The organism is Chryseobacterium kimseyorum (assembly GCF_025971945.1).
Lineage (GTDB): Bacteria > Bacteroidota > Bacteroidia > Flavobacteriales > Weeksellaceae > Chryseobacterium > Chryseobacterium kimseyorum.
This window is the reverse complement of sequence record NZ_JAPDHW010000001.1, coordinates 1-19,344: the sequence shown is the minus strand read 5'-3', so window position 1 is coordinate 19,344 and position 19,344 is coordinate 1. Positions and strand designations below refer to the sequence as shown.

The 19,344-nt window shown below is 36.5% G+C and carries 21 protein-coding genes; 12 read left to right on the top strand and 9 right to left on the bottom strand.

Annotated features, from left to right (window positions below; all coding sequences use genetic code 11):
- Nucleotides 1–54: 54 nt before the first annotated feature.
- The 3 genes from OMO38_RS00105 to OMO38_RS00095 all read right to left on the bottom strand — a co-directional run bounded on the left by OMO38_RS00105 (nucleotide 55) and on the right by OMO38_RS00095 (nucleotide 2,879).
- Nucleotides 55–1,146 carry a fatty acid desaturase family protein gene (locus OMO38_RS00105; RefSeq protein ID WP_264748214.1) on the bottom strand — a complete coding sequence of 364 codons (1,092 nt, stop codon included), beginning with the start codon at nucleotides 1,144–1,146 and terminating at the stop codon, nucleotides 55–57.
- A 240-nt stretch (nucleotides 1,147–1,386) separates the two neighbouring features.
- Nucleotides 1,387–1,812, bottom strand: a complete 426-nt coding sequence (locus OMO38_RS00100; protein ID WP_264748213.1) for a DUF2141 domain-containing protein — start codon at nucleotides 1,810–1,812, stop codon at nucleotides 1,387–1,389.
- Nucleotides 1,813–1,835: 23 nt separating this feature from the next.
- Nucleotides 1,836–2,879 (bottom strand): NAD-dependent epimerase/dehydratase family protein, encoded by a 1,044-nt coding sequence (locus OMO38_RS00095; protein WP_264748212.1) that lies wholly within the window; start codon nucleotides 2,877–2,879, stop codon nucleotides 1,836–1,838.
- Nucleotides 2,880–3,103: 224 nt separating this feature from the next.
- Between OMO38_RS00095 and OMO38_RS00090 the strand changes: the two genes are divergently transcribed.
- The 7 genes from OMO38_RS00090 (at nucleotide 3,104) to OMO38_RS00060 (ending at nucleotide 11,047) form a co-directional block, all read left to right on the top strand.
- Nucleotides 3,104–3,538, top strand: coding sequence for a TetR/AcrR family transcriptional regulator (locus OMO38_RS00090; RefSeq protein WP_264748211.1), 435 nt, complete (start codon nucleotides 3,104–3,106; stop codon nucleotides 3,536–3,538).
- Nucleotides 3,519–3,650, top strand: coding sequence for a hypothetical protein (locus OMO38_RS00085; RefSeq protein WP_264748210.1), 132 nt, complete (start codon nucleotides 3,519–3,521; stop codon nucleotides 3,648–3,650). The genes OMO38_RS00090 and OMO38_RS00085 overlap by 20 nt, the downstream gene beginning before the upstream one ends.
- Nucleotides 3,651–3,746: 96 nt before the next feature.
- Nucleotides 3,747–4,625, top strand: coding sequence for an NAD(P)-dependent oxidoreductase (locus OMO38_RS00080; protein WP_264748209.1), 879 nt, complete (start codon nucleotides 3,747–3,749; stop codon nucleotides 4,623–4,625).
- A 229-nt stretch (nucleotides 4,626–4,854) separates the two neighbouring features.
- A complete protein-coding gene (locus OMO38_RS00075; protein WP_264748208.1) occupies nucleotides 4,855–5,055 on the top strand; it encodes a hypervirulence associated TUDOR domain-containing protein in 201 nt (66 codons plus the stop codon).
- A 201-nt stretch (nucleotides 5,056–5,256) separates the two neighbouring features.
- Nucleotides 5,257–5,997, top strand: a complete 741-nt coding sequence (locus OMO38_RS00070; RefSeq protein WP_264748207.1) for a helix-turn-helix domain-containing protein — start codon at nucleotides 5,257–5,259, stop codon at nucleotides 5,995–5,997.
- A gap of 34 nt (nucleotides 5,998–6,031) precedes the next feature.
- Nucleotides 6,032–7,192 carry an FAD-dependent oxidoreductase gene (locus tag OMO38_RS00065; protein ID WP_264748206.1) on the top strand — a complete coding sequence of 387 codons (1,161 nt, stop codon included), beginning with the start codon at nucleotides 6,032–6,034 and terminating at the stop codon, nucleotides 7,190–7,192.
- A gap of 765 nt (nucleotides 7,193–7,957) precedes the next feature.
- Complete coding sequence (locus OMO38_RS00060; protein ID WP_264748205.1) at nucleotides 7,958–11,047, top strand: Ig-like domain-containing protein; 3,090 nt, start codon at nucleotides 7,958–7,960, stop codon at nucleotides 11,045–11,047.
- A gap of 267 nt (nucleotides 11,048–11,314) precedes the next feature.
- Here OMO38_RS00060 and OMO38_RS00055 read toward each other — a convergent pair whose 3' ends face one another.
- A complete protein-coding gene (locus OMO38_RS00055) occupies nucleotides 11,315–12,184 on the bottom strand; it encodes a LysR substrate-binding domain-containing protein (protein ID WP_264748204.1) in 870 nt (289 codons plus the stop codon).
- A 100-nt stretch (nucleotides 12,185–12,284) separates the two neighbouring features.
- Between OMO38_RS00055 and OMO38_RS00050 the strand changes: the two genes are divergently transcribed.
- Nucleotides 12,285–13,466: an MFS transporter gene (locus tag OMO38_RS00050; protein ID WP_264748203.1), complete on the top strand. Its 1,182-nt coding sequence runs from the start codon at nucleotides 12,285–12,287 to the stop codon at nucleotides 13,464–13,466.
- Nucleotides 13,467–13,469: 3 nt separating this feature from the next.
- The gene (locus OMO38_RS00045; RefSeq protein ID WP_264748202.1) at nucleotides 13,470–14,186 is read left to right on the top strand and encodes an MBL fold metallo-hydrolase; all 717 of its coding nucleotides are present in this window, start codon (nucleotides 13,470–13,472) and stop codon (nucleotides 14,184–14,186) included.
- A 71-nt stretch (nucleotides 14,187–14,257) separates the two neighbouring features.
- Here OMO38_RS00045 and OMO38_RS00040 read toward each other — a convergent pair whose 3' ends face one another.
- Together OMO38_RS00040 and OMO38_RS00035 are read right to left on the bottom strand one after the other, a co-directional pair.
- Nucleotides 14,258–14,740 (bottom strand): DUF4385 domain-containing protein, encoded by a 483-nt coding sequence (locus OMO38_RS00040; protein ID WP_264748201.1) that lies wholly within the window; start codon nucleotides 14,738–14,740, stop codon nucleotides 14,258–14,260.
- Nucleotides 14,741–14,890: 150 nt separating this feature from the next.
- The gene (locus OMO38_RS00035) at nucleotides 14,891–15,343 is read right to left on the bottom strand and encodes a ferritin-like domain-containing protein (protein WP_264748200.1); all 453 of its coding nucleotides are present in this window, start codon (nucleotides 15,341–15,343) and stop codon (nucleotides 14,891–14,893) included.
- A gap of 204 nt (nucleotides 15,344–15,547) precedes the next feature.
- Between OMO38_RS00035 and OMO38_RS00030 the strand changes: the two genes are divergently transcribed.
- Nucleotides 15,548–16,234, top strand: a complete 687-nt coding sequence (locus OMO38_RS00030) for a DUF421 domain-containing protein (protein ID WP_264748199.1) — start codon at nucleotides 15,548–15,550, stop codon at nucleotides 16,232–16,234.
- A gap of 188 nt (nucleotides 16,235–16,422) precedes the next feature.
- Here the strand turns inward: OMO38_RS00030 and OMO38_RS00025 are convergent, their stop codons facing one another.
- Together OMO38_RS00025 and OMO38_RS00020 are read right to left on the bottom strand one after the other, a co-directional pair.
- A complete protein-coding gene (locus OMO38_RS00025; protein ID WP_264748198.1) occupies nucleotides 16,423–16,683 on the bottom strand; it encodes a hypothetical protein in 261 nt (86 codons plus the stop codon).
- Nucleotides 16,684–16,944: 261 nt separating this feature from the next.
- Complete coding sequence (locus OMO38_RS00020; protein WP_264748197.1) at nucleotides 16,945–17,541, bottom strand: Crp/Fnr family transcriptional regulator; 597 nt, start codon at nucleotides 17,539–17,541, stop codon at nucleotides 16,945–16,947.
- 310 nt (nucleotides 17,542–17,851) lie between these two features.
- Between OMO38_RS00020 and OMO38_RS00015 the strand changes: the two genes are divergently transcribed.
- Nucleotides 17,852–18,448: a Crp/Fnr family transcriptional regulator gene (locus OMO38_RS00015; RefSeq protein ID WP_264748196.1), complete on the top strand. Its 597-nt coding sequence runs from the start codon at nucleotides 17,852–17,854 to the stop codon at nucleotides 18,446–18,448.
- Nucleotides 18,449–18,665: 217 nt separating this feature from the next.
- On the top strand, nucleotides 18,666–18,935 hold the full coding sequence (locus OMO38_RS00010) for a hypothetical protein (RefSeq protein WP_264748195.1): 270 nt from the start codon (nucleotides 18,666–18,668) through the stop codon (nucleotides 18,933–18,935).
- 100 nt (nucleotides 18,936–19,035) lie between these two features.
- On the opposite strand, the gene OMO38_RS00005 is transcribed toward OMO38_RS00010, so the two are convergent.
- Complete coding sequence (locus OMO38_RS00005; RefSeq protein ID WP_264748194.1) at nucleotides 19,036–19,227, bottom strand: cold-shock protein; 192 nt, start codon at nucleotides 19,225–19,227, stop codon at nucleotides 19,036–19,038.
- Nucleotides 19,228–19,344 lie beyond the last annotated feature (117 nt).

Here is a 19,344-nt window from a genome sequence, read left to right as displayed (position 1 = left end):
GTCCCTTTCCTAAAGGTGACAACATTTATGGCAATAACCATCAGATATTTTAATTTAATTCACGGCAGCTGCTTCTTTGCCAAATTTTTTCAGCGTTACAAAATGTGACTTCAACGCAGATACGAAACTCTTATTTTCGATGTACGGTAAGTTAAATTCCTCTGCAGTTTTTTTGACAATCAAAGAAATTTCTCCGTAATGGATATGGCAGACCTTTGGAAAAAGGTGATGCTCGATTTGCCTGTTCAGACCTCCGAGGAAAAATGCCGCGAACTTGTTATGCGTAGCGAAATTTGCCGTAGTCCGCATTTGGTGTTCTGCCCAGGCTTCTTCAATCTGTCCGGTCTCGTTGGGAACCGGAAAGTCTGTACCTTCAACCACGTGTGCAAGCTGAAAAACCAGTCCCATTGTTAATCCCTGCGCAATGTGCAGTAGCAGAAAGCCTATGATAAACTGCCACCAAGTGATATCGAGAACCAACAGTGGCAATATGATAAAGAGAAGATAGTAAAGACCTTTGTAGAAAAACAAATTAAAATACTCACGCTTAGGGTGTTTATTACGGTGTGCTCCAATTTTATTCTGGAAAAACTTCTTGTAATCCTTACGGAAAACCCAGGACAGAGAAGCAAGACTGTAAAGCGGAAAAGCATACCAGTGCTGGTAACGCTGAATAGCGTTTACTTCATCATCTTCCGAAATACGGATCAGTCCCGGCGCAACGTCAATATCCTCATCGTGCCCGGGAATATTGGTATACGTGTGGTGAACAACGTTATGCGTGATGCTCCATACATAAGGATTGGCACCTACAAGATTAAAAACAAATCCAAAGATCTTATTCACTTTCTTATTGCCAGAAAGTGCCCCATGAATTGCATCATGACATACATTAAATCCCACGAAAGCACTGAACATACCCAATATCGCTGAAAGCGGAAGAAGCATCCAAATCGGTGTAAGACCGAAAATGATTAAAAGATAAGTTCCGACAAATCCGATAAGGAAAAAACTAGTTTTGCCCCACATTTGAGCATTGGCGTGCTGGCTAATCTGATTCTGAACGAAATACTGCTCTACCCTTTTTCTGACGGTTGCATAGAAACTTGAACCGGAAGCGGATGAAAATTTTACTTTTTGTGACATAAACATCATATTTGATCAACTTTATGCGAACAAACAGATGTGCTAAAATCGGGTGTTGGAATAAGAAGAATGTTAAATTTTTCCGGTACATTACCGAATTGTGTACTAAGATAACGAATTAATTGTACTTTTATTATATTTAATTCAAAATATTATGAATTTATTTGTTAAGATCAGTTGGTCAATGGTTTTTACCGGGAAGATATCGATTTGAATATCAGTAACAAATTTAAAGTAACGCTAATTTCTAATCAATGCAATACTCGTCGCTGTCGACTGTTTCACATAAATTTTCACTTCATCAAATTTAGGAGCAGAAACTTTCGGTCTGTAATTTTTTGAAAAACCAAATCCCTCCGTAGGATATCCAATGAAATTTCGGTCGCACTTGCCATTGCTGTTTACGTCCTGATAAGCTGCAACTGCATATTCTCCAACGGGCAGATTCTTAAAAGTATAACTAACTTTATTACCTTTTGCCTTTATCTTGGCATTGACAACAGCAGAACCTTCATTCAAAAAGCCATTCTTTTGATTATAAAGACCGAGATAGACAGTGCCTTTATCAGCAACAAGTTCAGATACTTCAACTGTAAAATTATTTTGTGCAAAAAGCGTTGCGTTGATGGTTATCAATACCATGACAACAATTATTTTCTTTAACATATTTTTTTATTTAAATGTAAATACTAAACTGTTTCAACAAGATTCTTTTTATCCATTTTGAAATAATGGTTTATTTCTTCATGATTTCCCTTTCGGTAAGCATAATACGGTTCAGACTGTGAAAGCAACCAACGTTTAATAAAGTTACGAAAAACAAAGGTTATTTTTTTCTGAATGGGATTGACCTGTTGATTGACCAAATCGAAATAATCGCTTAAATTCTGACGGCGAAAACGAATGATGTCTTCCAGCATATCGCCGTCTTTCATTATTCCACAATGGAAATTCTTTTCTGCAAACGCTTTTTCAGGAAAATCCGCTTTACCAAGCCCGAAAGCTTCAAACATTTTTAAAAGGAAAGAACGGTACAAAATCACACAATCTGGACCTCCACCCAGATTAAAGATCCGGTTTTTAAGCTGAGTCTGGTGAGCCACTGCATTTGCAAAAGCGCGTCCTGTATCCTGCGGTGTACAGATTTCCATCGGTGTATCGAGCGGCATATGAAACATCAGTTTAGACATTTTATGATTGCCCATGATGGCAGCCAGACGAAAGATCGACCAAGACAGTTTTGATTGTTGAATAATCTTTTCACACAGCACTTTGGTTTCACCATACTGATCACCAACACTCGGTTTCAACGGATCCGTGACAGAAATTTCTGGAGTACTAATCCGGTCACCGTACACTGAAATACTTGAGCTGAAAAACAGGTGACATTTTGGAGAATTCTTTTCCAAAGCCTGAATAAGATTTTCTGTTCCCTTTACATTTACATGATAAGCTAATTCAGGATTTATGTCTGCAAGTGGCGGGATAATCGCTGCTAAATGAATAGCAACATCCTGATTCCGGCAGACATTTTCGACCGCTGAAAAGTTCCCGATATCACCATAAACTATTTTTACATTCTTACTGAATGGCGCAAGTTTATGAACAGACTTTCGAGTTTTGAAATCAAAAACAGTAATGTCATAATCAGCATTTTTCACCAAAATTTTTAAAGTCTCAAGACCTACAGTTCCCGATGCACCAGTCAGGAGAATTTTCTTTTTTATTTTCATTATATTTTTTCTAATTGGTTAAGATTTAAAATAATTCACAGTAATCAATATTCGAATAATATCTAAATTTGTGATACACTTTGTTCATTATTTATCATGATGTCTACTATTGATCACACTGTAAAGCTATAGATGAAAATCTGAATAAAGGTTTCAAAACAATAAGTTCTGTACTTTAAGGAACATAATGGCATCTTATTGTAGCGTAAATAAAAAATATTAAGATGGAATTAAGAAAAGACCGGAGAATACAGTATACAAAAAAGGTACTGCGTGAAGCGCTTTTTGAATTGCTACAGGAAAAAGAATTAAGTCAAATTTCCATAACAGAGTTGAGCAAAACAGCTGATGTTAACAGAAATTCATTTTACAGGCATTACACAGTTCCGTTGGATATACTTTTAGAATTGGAAGAAGAAGTTTTTGAAAAATTATCTGCCGTGCTGCGAAAAAGTCACCAAATGGACGAAGTAATATTACTGAGCTGCCAACTGCTGGAAAACGACAGAGAGATGAGCAAAATAGTTTTCACCAAAGGTGATGGAAGCGGAATTTTGTCGCGCATCCTGACCAGTGTAAGAAATCATTTTCCTGTAAAATCAAATCGAACTGACCCCGGAAACTCAGCCATTTGTAGAAATGGCATATCAGTTTGGTGAAAAAGGAAGCATCGCGGTGATCAAAAATTGGGTGGAGAATGATTTTGCCTACCCTGCCGAAAGTGTCGCACAGATGATCATTTATCTGGTTAATAAACTTAATAAATTGTAAAAATTCTGATCATAAAATATTTAGAGGAAATTTTTAAAAGTATCAACGTTATCTCGAACTAAGTAATTAGAACACGAACTGTATTCCATTAAAATTATGATAAAAAAAGAAATGATCGTAGGACTGCTGTTTCCCGGAGATATGGGACTTGCCATAGCAGAAGTTCTGTTAAAAAATAATTTTCGCGTGATTACGGCGGGCGAAGGGAGATCACAAAAAACAGCTGACCGCATTAAAAAGTCGGAAATTGAAGACCTTGTGTCGCTACAAAAGGTTGTAGATGCATCCGACATCATTCTGTCTGTCAACAGTCCAGACAAAAGCGTTGAAATCGCTGAACAGATCAGCAGTTGCCTTTCTGATCATCATGCAAAGAAGATTTTTGTTGATTTAAATTCAAACACTCCTGAATCTGCCACCAGGATTGATCACATATTCGCAGCAAAGAATGCCGTACACATTAACGGCGCTGTTTTGGGTGCTTCCAAAGATATGGAAAAGGATTCTGTCATTGTTCTGAGCGGAAAAGAAAGGAAATATATTTTAGATTTGTTTGATGGAATTTTCAACACAAAAGATGCCGGTGAAAATATAGAATCAGCTTCTGCCTACAAACTGCTGTTTTCTTTGGTCAATAAAGGTATTAACGCTGTATTCTTCGAGGCGATTACTGCAGCTGCACATTATGGAATTGTGGATGAGCTGATGACTAGCCTGCAATCATATTTACCCGGAACTTTTAAAGATTTAGAAAAAACCACGCCCACATATATCACCCATATCGAAAGGCGAATGCATGAGATGCAGGGACTTTCAAATATGCAGAAGAGCCAGGGTTTACCGAGCAGCATTTCTTCCGCAACCGCTGAAACATTTGAGTTGGTTAACAGGAGTGAGATCTTTAAGAATGCAGAATCTACTACAGTTAAAGAAACGTTTCAGCTTTTTAAAATTTTGAAGCTGAATAGTAAATGATTAGACTCTAATCCGGATTTGAGCCTCAAAAAACATTTCCATCTACTAAATTCAATCAGTAATTAGTTTAAAGAATTAATTCGTCAGAATCTAAACTTCACTGTAAATAACTCCCCTAAATGATATCAAATATTAATTTATTGTTTTGAGATTAGTTTAAGATAGTATCATTTTTGTATTTAAACGTTTGACTTTTAGAATATCTATAACCTAATTAAATTTGATGATTATGCTTAAAAAAGGAGACCACGTAAGATGGAAATTTCAAAACGGAGAAACTCACGGAGTCATTGTTAAAATTCATACCGAAGATTTTGTATTTATGAGTCGTCAGCGCAGAGCGTCTGAAGATGAGCCACAGTATGAAGTGATGAGTGAAAAAACCGGTAAAAAAGCAGTGCACAAAGCTTCTGCGCTTAAAAAGAGCTAAAGCCTTTTTTACAATCTTTAAATTATCTTGAACATTTTTTGATTTACTTCTAAAGGTTTTCGTTCTGTAACAAGTAGATTAATTTCCTTGTCAAATTTTCTATTTAATGACAATACAGTTTTTAACTGTAGAAAAAAAGCCCAGCCAACTGCTCAACTTTAAAAAAAGCGTGACGCATTTTAAAAATAATGTACTGAAACAATGAAACAAAAATTAGATTTTAAACTCACTCAGGCACACGAAAGTATAAAAGATTTTGTTTATTGTTTTTCATCGTTACAAAACTTTTCAAATCAACATCAGGCAGTGGTTGTTCCTAATGGAAAAATTGATCTAATTTTTTCGAAAAACGCTGATAAAAAATTGAACGTCGCGCTTCTCGGCCTCGAAACCAAACCCAAATTTCCTGAACAGGAAGTCACAGATTTCTGTTCAGTCAGTTTTAATCCGTTGGCAGCAGAATATATTTTACAAGATACCGTTGCTGATATTTTAAACAGCGGAAAACTGATGCCCGAAAACTTTTGGGAGATCAGCATCGATGATCTGAATGATTTTGATCTATTTTGCGATAAAATTACACGAAAAATAATTTCATTAATCCCTGAAAAACTGGATGTCCGGAAAGTCAAGTTATTTGAATTAATCTTTGCGTCAGATGGAGAAATTTCAATTGCTGAACTTGCTGAAAAAATTTCATGGAGCCAACGCCAGATCAACCGCTACTTTAATCAGCAGTTTGGACTTTCTCTGAAAGCATATTGTAAAATCCTTCGGTTTCAGGCTTCACTTTCTCATATTAAAGATGGAAATCTTTATCCTCAGCTCAATTTTACAGATCAGTCCCATTTTATTAAAGAAATAAAACAGCTTTCCGGAGTCTCGCCGAAAGAGTTACATAAGAATGAAAACGACCGTTTTTTTACAATTTTTAGTCTATGATCAAAAGTAACTTTGTCTTCTAAATTTAAAGAATATGTTACTTGAAAATAAACAGATAGCCATTATAGGAGGCGGTCCCGGCGGACTGACATTAGCAAGACTGCTGCAACTGAAAAATGTCGACGTTAAAGTGTATGAAAGAGATTTTGGAAAGAGTGCCAGAGTGCAGGGCTCTCCTCTTGATCTTCATGAAAATTCAGGCTTGGCAGCGATAAGGAAGGCCGGATTGCTCGATGAATTTAAGAAAAATTATATGTCAGGAGCTGACAAAACAACAATCACCAATGAAAAAGCGGAAGTTGTTTTCAGCGATCACGAAATAATAAAAGAGGAAGATTTTGGACATGAATATTTCCGTCCCGAAATAGATCGGGGTGTACTGAGAAAAATTCTTCTAGATTCACTGAAACCAGAAAATATTATCTGGGACAGTCATTTCCTGTCCATGGAAAAACAGAATGATGGCTGGCTGTTGCATTTTAAAAACGGAACCACAGCTTATGCAGATCTCGTAATTGGTGCGGATGGAGCCAACTCAAAAATCAGGCCCTATATAACGAATATTCAGGTGCTTTACTCAGGCATTACGATGCTGGAAGGAAATATTTACGACGCTGAAAATCTTGTACCTGAAATTACGAAACTTCTTCGCGGAGGAAAATTGATGGCTTTCGGAGACGAAAAAAATATTTTGATGGGGCAGAAAGCAGATGGAGTCATAGGATTTTACGCAAGTTTCAGAGCCGAGGAAAACTGGGTGTTGAAAAGCGGTTTAAATTTTTCTGACACATCCCAAGTTTTGGATTGGTTTAAAAAGCATTATGCGGAATGGAGTGAAATCTGGAATCAATTATTCGAAAATACCACTACCCCGTTTATTCCAAGGCCTATTAATTATATGCCTCTGGATCAGAGTTGGGAAACTTTATCCAATGTTACGGTAATCGGTGACGCCGCGCATCTGATGCCACCGTTTGCAGGAGAAGGTGTAAATATGGCAATGCTTGATGCACTTGAACTGAGTGAAAGCCTGACAGACAGAAACTCCACTGCTTTACATGATTCCCTTTTAATTTATGAAACATCGATGCGCAGAAGAGCTTTTCAGATTACGAAGGAATCACTGGATAACGGAGAAATAATGCATCATGTAGATGCGCTAAGTACCATGTCCAGTTTTTTTAGTGGAAAATAAAAATCACCACAACAACATAAGAATCCATTTTGAAATTTTAAAAAAATATAGAACATCATCGTTTTTCCAGGTTTCAATGATGGAAAAACCTATTGACAAATTTCTAGGGCCTCATCAAATATTGTATCCTAAGGCAACTTTACAGTTCAATATCAGAAATTCTGAACAGTCATCACAATTTTTGTTCACAAGTGTCCTATTAATAGAAATCATCCGTGTTCATATTTTAATAAATTGGTTTAATTAAAAGCATATTCATCTCTGTTGAGAACTATTTTTATTACTTTAAATTACTTATTCTCTGCATATTACCCAATATGTTAACAAATAACAATTGTAAAATTTTAACAATCTGAGGGCATAGTAGTTGACTATTTAGCCTTAAGCATACATGATATATTGTTTCGAAATGCTATTTGAAAATCTCCATAGTTTTATGATAAACTGGAGATTTTCTTTTTTCTACCCCAACCCAATCAACTCTCAATTTCTTTTTTAGACGTCGTAAAACACAGCTTTCAGAATTCTTTAAGATCCATGCTAAACACTAAGGTGAGCATAATAAATCTCGAAATTTATTGGCAATCTTTAGCCAACTTTTATGTAAGAAACCTTGTAGCGACGGTAGTTTCAAACTTTAAATAAATTAAGGATTCAGCAAATTTTAAATCATTTCATGTTGATTTTATTAAAAAATTAAGATATTTTTAGAATGTATTATAAATTTTACTAATTTAACGATCTAATTTTTAAACAGAACAATATATGAAAAAACTCTCTTCTGTAAGAGAAAAGTTGAAGTGGCAAAAACATTTTGCCATCCTTCTTTTTACTTTTCTTGCATTAACCGCCAATCTTAAAGCACAGGTGGTTTCAGGCTATACCTTCGCTCAGTCGAATGGAACGTATACTCCAATTACCGGAGGTACCAATATGGTATTATCATCTACTGCAACTTCTGGTTTTGATTCACAATTTTTCCATAATGGAACTGATGGTCTCAACGGAACCACTACAGCAGGTACCTACAATGCTTTTCCTCTAGGGTTTAATTTTAATTATAGAGGTGCTTCATACAATGGTTTCTATATAGGAACTGATGGATGGATTATGTTGGGTTCTACAACTGGTTCTACAATTGCTGGAGCCGGAGGTATACCGATCTCTTCAACAACTGCTAATACTGGTGATATCATCAGTGCATTTGGTATAGATTTATCGGGTTCGTTAAGAGCAACGGCTGCTACGCGAACGTCTGGTTCTCCTACTCTTACTCTTACAGGTACAAATACAGCAATGGCAAGTAGTATTACTGTCGGTATGCGTGTGGTGGGTACAGCGATTCCAACGGGAACTACTGTGACAGCAGTTTCAGGAACTGCTATAACGATGTCTGCAAGTGCAACTACAAGTTCTACTTCTGCGACTGCATTTTTTGTGGATCCTGATAACATTTCTTATTCACTTTCTGGTACAGCAGGTTCTCAGGTGCTTACCGTACAGTGGAAAAATGTTCAGCGTTGGGCCGGTGGCGGAGACGTACTGAATTTTCAGATAAAACTTTACGAAGGAACGAATGCCATACAAATGGTTTACAACAATACTGCATCAAGCCAGGTAACTACTGCATCGACAGTTCAGGTAGGGTTAAAGGGTGCCAACGCTCCTGTTGATTTTATTAACCGCACAGGTACCGGTGCTACTGCATGGTCAGCTTCCACCGCGGGTACAGCGAACAATTCAACACTTCCATTCCAGGGGGCTGCTGCTACCGGAGGTGCAATAATCCCTGCAAGTGGACTTACTTATTCGTGGACACCACCGCCTGTTTGCAGTGGCGTACCGACACCAGGAACGGTGGCTCCGGCCAGCCAAACTTTAGTTGCCGGCCAGCCAAGCGCATCTTTATTACTGTCAGGTTTCAGTAGCGGAGTTGTGGGACTAACTTTCCAGTGGCAAGAATCCGCAGATAACAGCACATGGACAAATGTTACAACAGGAACCGGAGCAACTACAGCACTTTACACGCCACCTACATTCGTGGGAACACCTATTTATTACAGATGTGTGGTAACATGTAGCGGTTCAGGACAGACAGCTAATTCCAATTCTGCTTTGGTTACTCCTTGTACTCAGTCTGTTTCTTTTACAGAAAACTTTGATGCCCTTACAACTCCGGCTCTACCAACATGTTGGACAAAAGTGGGAACTACGGGTTCTGCTTATACACAGGCAGGAACAATTGCATCATCCCCTAATGTACTGTACATTTATTCTTCTTCGGCAACTGCCATTGCAATGATATCTATGCCACCTGTAAGCACATTGCAGTCCGGATCATACCGATTAAGATTCAAAGCCAGATCTAATTCAACTGTGGGAGGTATTATTCAGGTAGGATATCTTACCAATCCTGCTGATCAGGCAACTTTTACATCTTTGGGTTCATTCACGACAACCAGCACCACTGTTGCTGATACTTTTATCTTAAACAGTATAACTGCACCAGCAGGGATAACGACCTTAGCTTTCAGACATACCGGAACTCCGGCTAACAGTGTCTTGATTGATGATGTAGTTTATGAATTAACACCAACTTGTTTCGAGCCGACAGCTGTTACAGTTTCAGCTATAACACCGTCAGGAGCATCAGTTTCTTGGACTGCACCTACTCCAGCTCCAGCAAACGGATATGAAGTATATTACAGCACAACCAACACAGCTCCTACATCATCAACGGTTCTGAATACAACGAATTCTGTAACTTCAACTACGACTTCTGCACCGATAACCGGTTTATTGCCAGTAACGAAATATTATGTTTGGGTAAGATCAGCGTGCATCGGAGCCGACAGAAGTGTCTGGACGGCAGTTGCTGTTTCGTTTACAACTCTTTGTCAGCCACCGGCTCTGCTTTCTACTACAGGAGCATCCTTCTGCCCTGGAAGTACAGCGACCTTAACCGCAACAGCGCCAACCGGAGCTATTATTAGCTGGTACGCTGCTTCAACAGGTGGTACTGCTCTTAATACAGGAAACTCTTTTACAACTCCTTCATTAGCTGCTACTACAACCTACTATGCATCTGCTAAAACTGACGGTGTTAATGGAACAGTAGGACCAGTAAATCCTTCTGCTTTATCAAGTATAAGCGCTTCAAATTATGATATTGGTACCTATTATCAAATTTTTGACGTTACAGTACAAACCACACTGACAAGTATTGATGTATTCCCAACTTCAACTGTTGCGATTGGTACCGCTTCAGCGATAGAAATTAGAAACAGCGCAGGAGCTACATTGGTTTCGGTGCCTTACACTGTAGCAGTAAATGATGGAGTGACTCCACAGACTGTGACTATTAATTATACTTTACCAGTGGGAACTGCTTACAGAATAGGCCAGGGAGCAGGATTACCGTTAAATCTGAACAGAAATACAGGCGGTGCTACCTATCCGTTTACATCAACGGCTATTAACGTAACTGGAAATAATTTTTCTTCCGGTCCAAATTACTGGTACTACATCTACAACTGGAAGTTTGTAAGTGCATGCGAAAGTGCAAGACAGGCCGTGGTAGCCACTGCAGATGCAAATGCATGCCTTGGAACATCAGAAACAGGATTGAAAAATGAAATAACATTATATCCAAATCCATTTACTGATGTACTGAATATTTCAGAGAGTAAGAATGTAAAAAATGTATCGATTGTTGATATTTCCGGAAGATTGGTTAAAACTATAGAAAAACCAGGTTCTGCTCTTCATCTAGCAGATTTAAAATCCGGTATGTATGTAGTTATGCTTACAATGACTGACGGATCTACAAAAACAGTAAAAGTAATTAAAAAATAAAATTTCTTTTTTAACCACTAATTATAATAGGCTGACTTTTACGTCAGTCTATTTTTTTTATTCCATTTTAATATCCAAACCAATAGTTAGATCCTGAAAAATAAATCGGCAGAAATTTTCAATGTTCAGGCTGTGGTGTCCAAATACTTCAGTGTATTTTAAATTTTAAAACTTTCTTTTAATACAATTCATTTTGTTGCCGTAAACATACCATCCAACATTACAGATCGGAAAAAATTTGTGAAGGAATCGTCAGAAAATTATGAGTCAGATTTTTATAATCATTTCAGAAAAACTTTTCATCGCCTCGGTTTGATACGCTTCTTTCAGCTGCATTAGAACAGCTTTTCGTTCAGCCTTATTTTCTGTAATCGGAATGGTCACCAGATTTTGTCTGTCATTTACTGTAGAATCGGCCAGAATGGTGTGAAAAATTCCGTTTTCGACAATCTCTATCAAAGTCGGAATGTCATTGATCTTCATTTTTACGTTGGGAGAAATATGATTTTTTTTAAATAAATCCATGACGTAATGTGTAGTGCTGAATCCATCAAAAGGCATTGCCAAAGGAAGTTCAGCAATGGTTTTTAGATTGATCTTTTTCAGTTTTGAAAATTCAGAATCTGCAGAAGTTACAAACATCATTTCAGAAACAAATAGATTTTGGTAGATGAAATTTTCTGCCGGATGAGCTTCCTGATAACTTAGAACCAGATCAAGTTCAGCATCGCTTAATTTTTTCAGCAGAATATCGGTGGTTTCAAAAAGGATTTCAAGATTGATCTGAGGATAATGCTGAATGAAATTTTTCACAGCAGGAACTAATATCGAACGCAGTCCATACGAAACGCCGATCTTAAGACTTCCTCGTGAGAGTTTTTTCAGATCATGCATCGCCAGTAAAGATTCTTCAGAGCTCCGGACCGATTTTTTGGCAAACTCAGCGAAAACATTTCCGGCTTCTGTAAGCTGAATTCTTTTGCCGATTCTGTTGAAAAGTGGCGTGTCGATTTCCATTTCCAACTGTTTGATCTGTTGGGAAAGCGTGCTCTGACTGATGTGCATCGCATTCGCAGCTTCCGTAAAGTTCATCAGCTCTTTAGCTTTGAGGAAATATTTTAGTTGACGGAGTTCCATTCATAAATCGGTTTTATAGATTGATGTTATCGAAATAAAGCGTTTTACAAATTTAAAAATTATACTGAACTTTGCTTTATCAAAATAATTTAAACACCAAATGGAGAAAGCGGAACAAAATACAAAACGATTATGGGCGATCCAAATCTGTATTTTTCTTTCGGGTTTATCGGTCTTTTCACAGCTTTATTTATTTCAGCCTCTGCTTCCCAATGTCGCTTCAGAATTCAAGACTTCGGTTGGCGACAGTTCGCTACTGGTTTCTTCATCAACGATCGGAATGGCCACCGGACTGTTGTTCTTTTCATTTAAAGCCGACGCATTTTCAAGGAAAAAACTCATGCTGTTCTCTTTACTCAGTTCTGCATTTTTGACCTTAATGTCCTCATATGTCCATCAACTTGAAATCCTTGTCTTTCTCGGTGTTTTAAAAGGTTTTGTTATTTCGGGAGTTTCGGCGGTCGCTTTGGCCTACATCACTGAAGAAGTCTCATCTTCGGTTTTGGGTTTGACCTTGAGCGTGTATCTGAGCGGAAATATTATCGGCGGAATGAGCGGAAGAATTTTCTCAACCTTGCTGGCAGGAGAATTAGGATGGCGGAATGCCATTTTAGTTATCGGTATTGAGAGCCTTTTTCTGGCATTGGTTTTCTGGAAATTTTTCCCTGAATCTCAATTTTTCAGACCGCAGAGACAGCGTCTGGCCTTAAAAATGCGACAGATGAAAACTTTTTTTTCTGATCCGGATTTTTTAAGTTTATACTTCATCGCTGCACTCCTGATGGGATCTTTTGTGAGTGTTTACAATTATCTGAGCTTCAGATTGGAACAGCCACCATTTTCGCTGAATCATGTTTTTATCGCATTCATTTTTTTAATGTACACGGTAGGTGTGTTCGGAACGATGCTTTCAGGAAGATGGTCTGTAAAATACAGTCAGCCGACGATTCTTAAAACTTCAGTATTAACTATGATTATCGGAGTTTTATGTCTTTTTTCGACCAATGTCTGGATTGTTATTGTAGGCTTGGGATTATTTACCTTCACGTTTTTTGCAGCACATACGATGGCGAGCAGAATGGTAGCTGTAAAAGCAAAGTCGGCAAAATCTGCGGCAACGTCAATTTACTGGCTGTTTTATTACTTCGGATCCAGTGTTTTGGGAAGTGGCAGCGGTTATTTTCTACATGCCACATCATGGTTTTGGTTTGTCGGATTGCTCAGTCTGGCCGTTGCCATTTCATTTATTTTAACCTTAAAAACACAGACAATTAAATCTTAAATTATGAAAGTGGTCGCATTGAAAGAAGGGAATTTTTCTGCTAATAAAGAAAAAGAATTTGTGTTTCTTGAGGAATCTTCGAAAGGGATTAAAATGTCCATTCAGCCATTTTTGGTAATGACTAAAACTGAAAATATTCTTTTGGATGCTGGTTTGGGATGGTTTGAAAATGATCAGCCTAAAATTGTTGTGAATCTTTCAGAACATGGAGTTACGCCTTCTCAAATTGATAAAATCTTACTTTCACATCTGCACAAAGATCACATTTCGGGTCTGGTCAATACTTCCGCAGAAGAGTGGACTTTAAATTTTCCTGATGCTGAAATTTATATCCAACAGAGAGAATATGAATTTGCTTTAAGTAAAAAAGGCAGTTTATCTTTCGATTTTGAAATTCTTGATTTTATCATTAAAAATGCTGAAATTATCTGGATGAATGAAGATTCCGGAAGTATTTCTAATGAGATTACTTTTCAGGTAACCGGTGGCCATTCGCCTTTCCATCAGGTCTTCTGGATTAAAAATGAAGAAGAAATTTATTTTTATGGAGCAGATAATCTTCCGCAATCGGCTTACCTGAAATATCATTTGGCTTACAAAACGGATTTTGACGGTAAAACTGCAAAAGATCAGCGGACAGAATGGGAGATTCTTGCGAAAAAAGAACATTGGAAAGTTTTACTATATCATGATTTGGAAAAGTCGATTTTAGAATTTTAATAACAGTTAAACTTAAAATCAATTCAAAATCTTATATTCTATTTTCAAAAATTATTTAAAAGAAAATCATATTAACCTTTTTCTTTTTTAAATGCTTTTTTCATTTCTGCATAGTGAGAGTTTGCCTCTGCCTCTTTCCATTTCGCATAGAAGACTTCTGCGGCAGCGGCTTTCTCAGGATCTCCGGTTCCGCGCTCGAGTTCCTGGTAGTTATTTTCAGCATCATACTTTTTTCCGCCTTTATAGTTGTAATACCTTCGTGCTCTTGTGAAGCCCATCTGCAGAAATTTTCTCGCCATATCTGCGCCCACAAAATCTTCTTTTTGAATATAATCTTCAAATAAACTGAAAATTTTATCTGAGCTCTCTACTGCTATTTCTTTAGTTTTGAAACGCCAGTACTGACCAATCTCACTCTTGTAGGGTTCGCAGATAAGCACACCCTGTTCTCCCTTTCCCACCCGATACAATTCTGGATGGAGTCGGTAGTCGACATCAGGCTTCCAGTGATATTCTCTGTGATTAAAATTTAAATAGCTTGGTTTCTTACTCATTATAATCATTTAAAATGTTAAAAATAATGAAAACGAGGCAGGCAAATCGGTGCCTTTAAAATAATAACCCTGAAAGCCAAGCTCTCAGGGTTATAGAATAGAAAGTAAAAATTATTGTAATTAGATTTATACGTAATGACAAATCTTATTTTAATCTGCTGACTTTTCTAAACTCTGAAATTTAGAATATGACGATTTAAGCTGTTCCAACTGATCTGCAACAACCACGGTGCTTTGAGGACATAATTTATCACTCTGTAAAGCTTCCTGATAAGCTGCTATCGCTGATTTTTCGCCAAATACAACATTCTCCAATGTCGATTCAGGATTATTTCCTGTGAAAGCATTTTTAACATCAATCCAAGTTCTGTGTATCGCACCCGCTGCACTTGAAGTGTCGTCAGGTTCTCCTCCACGCTCCGTAATCAAGTTGATAAGATCAGATCTCATTTCCTGAGATTCTTTAACCATCTGGTCATAATCATCTCTTAGTAAAGAATGCTGTTCCCAAACTTTGTCCTCAACTTTGCTGAATCCCTGAATTCTGTCGTTAGTAATGTTTAATAAATCGTTTAAAACTGAAACCGTTTTAGTACTGTCCATAATAATAATTTTAATTAGTGTGCTTTATGCTTTGCAACACCCGTACCATTAAAGGTCCTAAGCTGATCTTTTGTGTTTAAATTATTTTTAATAAAGTTTGATCTAGTTTTAGACATAAACGTTTTGTCCGTTGGCGGGAATTTTGTAATTATAAAAATTGCCTGTTTACATTGAGGCACACATTTATCAGCTTAACAGAACATTATGAATTTAGACTGGAACGAAATTTTTATCGGCGACCTTGATTTTGGTTTTACTTTTGAGATTATACTGCGTACGCTCATCATGTTCAGCATGGTTTTACTGATTTTAAGAATGTCTGGCAAGAAAGGAGTCCGCCAGCTCTCCCTTTTTGAAGTTGCAATCATTATTGCTTTAGGTTCTGCAGCCGGTGATCCAATGTTTAACAAAGAGGCTCCAATTGTACCTTCCGTTATTGTTTTTGCAGCAATTATCATTTTATACCGTACCATAACATACTTTGCAACTAAAAGTGAAAAATTTGAAAACATGATTGAAGGGGAACCACTATATGTAATCGAAAATGGTGAATTTGTTTTAGGCGTCCGCAAAGATCACACGTTTGCTAAAGATGAATTTTTTTCTGAGATGCGACAGGAATCTATTGAACATGTAGGTCAGGTAAAAACTGCAATCCTGGAGACAACCGGAAATATAAGTTTTTATTACTATCACGATGACGAGGTGGTCTGTGGATTGCCTGTACTGCCTAAACCTTACCAACTAAAACTTAAGTCGATCGAAAAGGAAGATATTTACGCGTGTACGTACTGTGGTCACAGCAAAAAATTAAGTGTGGGTGAACATACATGTCCCAGATGCGATCAGCAGGAATGGGTTCTTGCGATTAAAACAGTAAGATTACAGTAAGAAGCGGTAAGTTTATTAGTAACGGGAATGGTAAACTTCGTGAATGAGATTTACTAGTTATCAAAAAATTAATTAATCAACATACAGCAACTTTCAAACTACACTCCTTAATTCCTGCATATAAATGTGTCTGCATAAAGTCAATAGAAAATAAAATTTTCATCTAAAAATTTCCAATCTTTCAAAAATCAAAATTCCTGATATTTAGCAGAATCTTTTAAGACAGGTGAATCAATATCCATTCTGTACACAACAAAATTTCCGTCAGAACTGTACGCTCTGCAGTCTGGTTCTGATTGAGAATGTTCTTTTTTACTGTAGTCATCAAGAAACAGTTTCATTTCTTCTTCCATGAAAGGAACAACGATGTACTTTATTTTACCCAGATTAAATTCCGCTGCGTATTTATTCAATGTAATTGTTCTCGACAATGCTTCGTTATAATTCATCTCTAATCTGATTCTAATTTACTGGCCAAACACTTTATGATAAAATGCTTTTTGGTTACTGTTTTAGTTTGCGGATTTGATGATAAGAAATAATGTAGCATTCTTCTGTATTCAATTCATAATGAGTTGATCGATTGCTAAAACATTACAAATGTAGATTATTTCACTCTGTGAATTATATTAAATTTTACTTAATTTTAAAATTATGCTAATCGTACATTTTTAAAAAGTAAGCAGATCATTTACATTAATGATCAGGATTTAAAAAAGTATTTTTCCGTTATTGATTTTGAGGATTTTGTTCTCTTCCATTTTTTTCACAGTTCTGATCACTGTCTCTGTTCTTAAACCTGTAAGCGATGCTAAATCTTTTCTGGTGACCAACACTTCGAAACTGTACGCTTCCTTGTCCTCGGTAAAACTCTTCATGTATTTAAAGATCCCCAACAATCTCACTTCCGGATTGAGTGACGAATTATTTTGCAACATTAAAAACTTCTGATACAGCCTTTCAGCAAGAAACTTATTGATATCTAATGAAATCTGATGATGATCATCCAGTAATTTAAAAAAATATTTCTTCGGAATTTTCAGGATCGTACACGGCGTCAGGACGATAGCATTCACCGGATAGCACTCATCGATAAAAAGCATAAGCTCGCAAACACTCTGACCAACGGTAAGAATTGTCTGAATAAACTCTTTACCGGCTTCATCAATGTGATTCAGTTTGACTCTGCCAGATGTCAGCTGATAATAATATTTTGGAGTACTGTCTTCCGCAAAGATGATGTCTCCAGGTCTGAAAGTTTCTTCTTTCGCGCCATACTGTATTAGTAGATCATTGTCTATCAACATATTGTAGATGTTTATTTGGTTACATTAATTATCAGGGTTGTTTTAAAGGGAGACTTTAAAAAAGCTCTTATGTAATTCATCAATAGACAAGATCCGTTCCATCTGAGCTTAATTTACAGGAAATAATAAAATAGTTTTCAGGCTTAAATTTGACAATATTTTATCGTTGCACCTATGATCTAGGTCATAGCCTCGCATTATGGAACATTGCTAAATTTAGCCTCCGTAAAAATTCAGCAGAATTGCGAACAGATCAGGGATTTCAGATGAATCGTATGATAAAAAATAGAACAGCCAGTAACGAAACAATATGATAATTGACGAAGATCTGCTTTTTGCATCAGGAGCAGTGTTATACAACATTAAAAAGAATGATTATATTTTTAAAGAACAAACAGTTCCAAAATACTACTATCAGATTCAGAAAGGAAAAGTAAAAATTAATAATTATCAGAGCGAAGGCAAAGAGTTTATCCACAGTTTACCGTCCGAGGGTCACTGTGTGGGTGAAACATTTTTGTTTTCAGAAGAACGGTATCCTGTCAATGCTGTGGCTATGGAGGACTGTAAAATTATTCGGCTGGCAAAATCTAACTTTATCCGTTTGATTGTTTCTGACCCTAAGTTATTACTGCAGCTATATCATTACACCGCAGAGAGAATGAGGTACCGGTACATTATGCTCAATCATCTCACCACTACCAATCCTTTTACAAAATTAGTCGGACTGATGGACTGCCTTAAAAATTTCAATAAAAAAACAAAACCATTTTCGTATGAAATACCATATACGAGACAGGAAATGGCTTCTTTAACCGGCTTACGCGTGGAAACTGTGATCAGATCTATAAAAAAGCTTGAGAAAGAAAATATTTTAAAGATTGAAAATGGTAAAATAATTTATTAATCACCAGTATATCTATGCAAAAATAATACTCCTTGATTTTATTAGAATTGCATTTGGTATTCGATATTTACAATAATATACCTGCGTAGTAAAAAACTTTTTAAACACAGAATCAACATTTTAAGCAAATCCAGCACTCCATTTTTTTTGGAATTATTTTTGAATAGCTCTGATCATTCATATAACATGATTCAAGTAAAACAAAAACACTAATAAAATGCTTACAAAAACAACAAAAGAAATCTTACTGAAAGATTTACTGGAAACAAAACAACTGCTTGTGGATGCTTTTGACGACAAAGAGGTTCCATTTGTAAAAGGTGGTGCCATCGATCAGTTTTTCACTGCCAGAGCTTTAGAATTTCAAAGGAATATGATCTTATACGAAACACTGAAAAATTCTGCGCCAAAAGAAAATAGTACAGAGTATACAACAGAATATTCTCCTGTGGAAAAAATTGCGAATGAAATTGCGGACACTAATTAAAGCGCATAAAAGTTTTGATGATTTTTAAAAATAAAAAAGAGCAGATAAATAAATTATCTGCTCTTTGCATCTTCTAACGAAGAAAATTGATCTTCAGAAGTTAAGCTATTTTAACGTTAACTGCGTTAACACCTTTATTTCCATTTTGTAATTCGTAAGTTACGACATCATTTTCACGGATATTGTCTACTAATCCTGAAGTGTGTACGAAAACGTCCGGGCCACCTGTTGATGGAGTGATAAAACCAAATCCTTTAGTCTCATTAAAGAATTTTACTGTTCCTTGTTGCATTGTAATATGTATTAAAAAATTATTGTATTCTATTTGTGGAATTAATGATCCATTTGTCTTGATGTTAATCAAAACGATAATAAAAATTTTGAAAGAAAAAAAATGGATGTATAGAAT

What these genes read in the sequence shown, in the direction of transcription:
- OMO38_RS00105 (WP_264748214.1), bottom strand. Translation starts at nt 1,146, where the DNA reads ATGTCACAAAAAGTAAAATTTTCATCCGCTTCCGGTTCAAGTTTCTAT.
- OMO38_RS00100 (WP_264748213.1), bottom strand. Translation starts at nt 1,812, where the DNA reads ATGTTAAAGAAAATAATTGTTGTCATGGTATTGATAACCATCAACGCA.
- OMO38_RS00095 (WP_264748212.1), bottom strand. Translation starts at nt 2,879, where the DNA reads ATGAAAATAAAAAAGAAAATTCTCCTGACTGGTGCATCGGGAACTGTA.
- OMO38_RS00090 (WP_264748211.1), top strand. Translation starts at nt 3,104, where the DNA reads ATGGAATTAAGAAAAGACCGGAGAATACAGTATACAAAAAAGGTACTG.
- OMO38_RS00085 (WP_264748210.1), top strand. Translation starts at nt 3,519, where the DNA reads ATGGCATATCAGTTTGGTGAAAAAGGAAGCATCGCGGTGATCAAAAAT.
- OMO38_RS00080 (WP_264748209.1), top strand. Translation starts at nt 3,747, where the DNA reads ATGATAAAAAAAGAAATGATCGTAGGACTGCTGTTTCCCGGAGATATG.
- OMO38_RS00075 (WP_264748208.1), top strand. Translation starts at nt 4,855, where the DNA reads ATGCTTAAAAAAGGAGACCACGTAAGATGGAAATTTCAAAACGGAGAA.
- OMO38_RS00070 (WP_264748207.1), top strand. Translation starts at nt 5,257, where the DNA reads ATGAAACAAAAATTAGATTTTAAACTCACTCAGGCACACGAAAGTATA.
- OMO38_RS00065 (WP_264748206.1), top strand. Translation starts at nt 6,032, where the DNA reads ATGTTACTTGAAAATAAACAGATAGCCATTATAGGAGGCGGTCCCGGC.
- OMO38_RS00060 (WP_264748205.1), top strand. Translation starts at nt 7,958, where the DNA reads ATGAAAAAACTCTCTTCTGTAAGAGAAAAGTTGAAGTGGCAAAAACAT.
- OMO38_RS00055 (WP_264748204.1), bottom strand. Translation starts at nt 12,184, where the DNA reads ATGGAACTCCGTCAACTAAAATATTTCCTCAAAGCTAAAGAGCTGATG.
- OMO38_RS00050 (WP_264748203.1), top strand. Translation starts at nt 12,285, where the DNA reads ATGGAGAAAGCGGAACAAAATACAAAACGATTATGGGCGATCCAAATC.
- OMO38_RS00045 (WP_264748202.1), top strand. Translation starts at nt 13,470, where the DNA reads ATGAAAGTGGTCGCATTGAAAGAAGGGAATTTTTCTGCTAATAAAGAA.
- OMO38_RS00040 (WP_264748201.1), bottom strand. Translation starts at nt 14,740, where the DNA reads ATGAGTAAGAAACCAAGCTATTTAAATTTTAATCACAGAGAATATCAC.
- OMO38_RS00035 (WP_264748200.1), bottom strand. Translation starts at nt 15,343, where the DNA reads ATGGACAGTACTAAAACGGTTTCAGTTTTAAACGATTTATTAAACATT.
- OMO38_RS00030 (WP_264748199.1), top strand. Translation starts at nt 15,548, where the DNA reads ATGAATTTAGACTGGAACGAAATTTTTATCGGCGACCTTGATTTTGGT.
- OMO38_RS00025 (WP_264748198.1), bottom strand. Translation starts at nt 16,683, where the DNA reads ATGAATTATAACGAAGCATTGTCGAGAACAATTACATTGAATAAATAC.
- OMO38_RS00020 (WP_264748197.1), bottom strand. Translation starts at nt 17,541, where the DNA reads ATGTTGATAGACAATGATCTACTAATACAGTATGGCGCGAAAGAAGAA.
- OMO38_RS00015 (WP_264748196.1), top strand. Translation starts at nt 17,852, where the DNA reads ATGATAATTGACGAAGATCTGCTTTTTGCATCAGGAGCAGTGTTATAC.
- OMO38_RS00010 (WP_264748195.1), top strand. Translation starts at nt 18,666, where the DNA reads ATGCTTACAAAAACAACAAAAGAAATCTTACTGAAAGATTTACTGGAA.
- OMO38_RS00005 (WP_264748194.1), bottom strand. Translation starts at nt 19,227, where the DNA reads ATGCAACAAGGAACAGTAAAATTCTTTAATGAGACTAAAGGATTTGGT.